2 protein-coding genes are annotated in these 3,800 nt (G+C 74.1%); both read right to left on the bottom strand.

Going from position 1 to position 3,800, the window contains the following annotated elements; all coding sequences use genetic code 11:
• A partial coding sequence (locus Asi03nite_RS37260; RefSeq protein ID WP_203685220.1) for a beta-ketoacyl synthase N-terminal-like domain-containing protein occupies positions 1–742 on the bottom strand: 742 nt, incomplete at its 3' end.
• Between the two features lie 9 nt (positions 743–751).
• Positions 752–3,800, bottom strand: a 3,049-nt coding sequence (locus Asi03nite_RS37255; RefSeq protein ID WP_203685219.1) for an SDR family NAD(P)-dependent oxidoreductase, incomplete at its 5' end; no start/stop codon positions are given.

The raw sequence follows: 3,800 nt of genomic DNA, 5'->3' as shown, positions 1-3,800 counted from the left end.
GCGCGAACTCCCGGAACACCTGCGGGGTCGCCGTGACCGTGACACCGCCGGCCAGGGCCAGGTCGCACTCGCCCTGGCGCAGCGAGCGCACCGCCTGGTGCACCGTGACCAGCGACGACGAGCACGCCGTGTCGGTGGACACCGCCGGGCCCTCCAGCCCGAGCACGTACGACACCCGGCCGGAGGCCACGCTGATCAGCGAGCCGGTCTGCGCGTACCCCGAGATGACCTCGGGGGTCTCGAAGTGGTTGCCGTACCCGAAGTAAGCGAGGCCGGCGAACACGCCGGTGCGGCTGCCGCGCAGTGTCCGGGGGTCGATGCCGGCCCGCTCCAGGGACTCCCACGCGATCTCCAGGAGCAGCCGCTGCTGCGGGTCGGCGGCGAGCGCCTCGCGCGGGTTGATGTCGAAGAAGTCGGCGTCGAAGTCGCCCGCGTCGGACAGGAAGCCACCGGTACGCGTGTAGCACGTGCCGGGCGTCCCGGGGTCCGGGTCGTACAGGCTGTCGAGGTCCCAGTTGCGGTCGGTCGGGAAGTCCGACATGACGTCCGCGCCCGACTCCACCAGGTCCCAGAGCGCCTCGGGGGTGTTCGCGCCGCCCGGGAAACGGCAGGCCATGCCCACCACCGCGATGGGCTCGCCGGCCGCCTCCGTCAGCTCCCGCAGCCGTTTGCGGGTTTCCATCAGCTCGATCGATGTCCGCTTCAGGTAGTCGAGGACATCGGGGTTGTTGTCGTTGGTCATCGTGCTCCCCTAGCCGAGCTCTTTGTCCAGCAGCGAGAGGAGCTCCCCCGCCGAGGCCGAACTGATCTGGTCGACGATGCCGACCGGTGCTTGCGGGACGGGTGCGCTCACCCGGCCGCGCAACTCGCCGAGCAGACCGGCGATGGTCGCCTGCTCCTCGGGACCGAGCTCGAGCAACGCGTCGTCGAGCCGGCTGCCCAGCGCCTGGATCTGTTTCGCCAGCCGGTCGGCCGTGGAGCCGGCTGCGGCGTCCGGGATGATCCGGGTGGTCAGGAACCTGGTCAGCGCGAGCGGGTTGGGATGGTCGAAGACCATCGTGGTCGGCAGCTTCCGTCCGGTGAGCGCCGAGAGCTTGTTCCGCAGTTCCACCGCGGTGAGCGAGTCGATCCCCAGCTCCTTGAAGGTCGCGGTGGCGCCGGTCGTGCTGCTGTCGGGGTGGCCCAGCACGAGCGCGGTCTGGGTGCGCACGGCATCCAGCAGCACCGTCTCGGCCTCGGCGCGCGGCAGTGCTTTGAGCCGCTGCGCGAGCGCGGCGTCGGCGGGCTCCCCGGCTGCCGCGGTCGCGCTCTCGACCGGCCGGTCGAGCAGATCGCGCAGCAACGGTGAGGTCAGCCGGCCGGCCCCGGGTGTGCCGGGCGCCGCCCGGTGCAGGCGGGCCGGCACGAGCACCGCCCGGTCCCGGCCGAGGGCCGTGTCGAACAGCGCCAGCCCCTCCGGCGAGGAGAGCGGCAGGACGCCTTGGCGCCGCAGCCGTTCCAGGTCCGCGGCGCTGAGGTCGGCCACCATCTCGCTGCGCTCGGCCCAGAAGCCCCAGCACAGCGCGGCGGCGGACAGTCCCTCGGAGCGACGCGCCTCGGCCAGGCCGTTGAGGAAGGCGTTCGCCGCCGCGTAGCCTGCCTGCCCGGCGGTCCCCAGCACACTGGCGATCGACGAGAACAGCACGAAGGCGGACAGGTCCAGGTGCCGGGTCAGCTCGTGCAGATGCCAGGCGCCGCGCACCTTGGACGCCAGCACCGCGTCGATGCGGTCCTCGGTCAGGGCCTCGACGACGCCGTCGTCCAGCACGCCCGCGCAGTGGATCACCGCCCGCAACGGGTGCCCGGCCGGCACCGCCGCGATCAGCGCGGCGACGGACGCCCGGTCGGTGATGTCGCAGGACACCACCTCGACCTGCGTCCCCGCGGTGGTCAGTGCCTCGCGCAGGGCGGCCGCGCCCGGAGCCCGCGGTCCGCGCCGGCTGGCCAGCAGCAGCCGGCGGACGCCGTGCCGCTGCACGAGGTGGCGGGCCAGCATCGCGCCCAGCCCGCCGGTGCCCCCGGTGATCAGGACCGTTCCGTCCCCGAGAGCGGCCCCGCCGGTGCCGGCCGGGGCGCCGGCGGGGGTCAGTCGCGGCGTGCTGACCCGGCCCTGCCGGATCTTGAGCTGGGCCTCCCCGGTCGCGACCGCCGCGGTGACCCGGTCCCACGAGGCGGGCCGGCCGTCGGTGTCGACCAGCGTGATCCGGTCCGGGTTCTCGGTCTGCACACTGCGCACGAGGCCCCAGATCGCGGCCGCGGCGAGGTCCGGACGGGCGACCTGCTCGTCCTGGATCGCGTCGCGCGTCACGAGGGCCAGCCGGGTGCCGGAGCAGCGGTCGTCGGCGAGCCAGTCCTGCACCCAGCGCAGCACCCGGTGCAGGTGCCGCTCGACGGCGGCCGGGGTGCCCTCGGGTGCCTCGTCCTTCGCACCGACCTCGACGACGACGACCGGCGGCAGCCCGGAGCCGGCCAGTTTCTCCAGGCCGACGCGGGTCATCTCGGAGGGCGTCAGCACCACGTGCCGCCCGGTGACCGGCCCGACGGTGACCGGCCCGGTCCAGTCCACCTGGAACAGCAGATCCTGGCCGGGGTCCGGCGCGGCGGCCGAGTCGCGCGGCGTGTCCAGCCAGTAGCGCTGCCGCTGGAAGGCGTAGGTCGGCAAGACGGTCCAGCGGTCCTCGCGGCCGCCGAAGACCGTGCCCCAGGACACCGGCCGGCCGGCCACGAAGACCTCGGCCACCGACCGGAGCAGGCGGGCCAGGCCACCCTCGTCGCGTCGCAGCGTGCCCACCACGGTGGCCTCGGCCTCCGCGCTGTCCAGGGTCTGCTCGACGCCGGACGTCAGGACCGGATGGGCGGACGACTCGACGAAGAAGCGGAAGCCCTCCGCGGCGAGGGCCCGGACGGCCTCCTCGAAGCGGACGGTGCGCCGCAGGTTGGTGTACCAGTACTCGGCGTCCAGCGCGGTGGTGTCCAGCCAGCCGGCCGTGACCGTCGAGAAGAACGGGATCGTGGCAGGGCGCGGGGCGAGTCCGGTCAGCAGCCGGGCCAGCTCGCCGCCCAGGTCCTCGACGTGCGCGGAGTGCGAGGCGTAGTCCACCGGGATGCGGCGGGCCCGCACCCCGTCCCGCTCGCACGCGGCCAGAAGCGCGTCCAGCCCGGCGACGTCACCGGAGACGACCACCGACGACGGCCCGTTGACCGCCGCCACCGCCAGTCCCTCGGTCAGGCGCGCCCGCACCTCGTCCACCGGCAGAGCGACCGACACCATGCCGCCGCGCCCGGACAGGGCCAGCACCGCCTTCGAGCGCAGCGCGACCACCTTCGCCGCGTCCGGCAGGCTCAGCGCGCCGGCCACACAGGCGGCGGCGATCTCACCCTGGGAGTGGCCGACCACGGCCGCGGGCTCGACGCCGTACGAACGCCACACCTCGGCCAGCGACACCATGACGGCCCACAGCACCGGCTGCACGACGTCCACCCGCTGCAGCGCCTCGGCGTCGTCGAGAACGTCGAGCAATGACCATGCGACGTACGGGGAGAGCGCGTCGGCGCACTCCTGCATGCGCCGCGCGAAGACCGGGGAGGACGCCCACAGCTCGCGTCCCATGCCCACCCATTGCGACCCCTGACCGGGAAAGACGAAGACGGTCCTGTCCCCCGGCGCCGCGAGCCCGGTGACCGTCGTGGCCGAGGCGTCCTCGTCGGCTCCGGCGACGGCGGCGAGCCCGGCCAGCAGCTCGTCACGGTCGTGTCCGATG

The organism is Actinoplanes siamensis (assembly GCF_016862395.1).
Classification (GTDB): domain Bacteria; phylum Actinomycetota; class Actinomycetes; order Mycobacteriales; family Micromonosporaceae; genus Actinoplanes; species Actinoplanes siamensis.
This window is presented reverse-complemented; position numbering and strand designations above follow the sequence as displayed.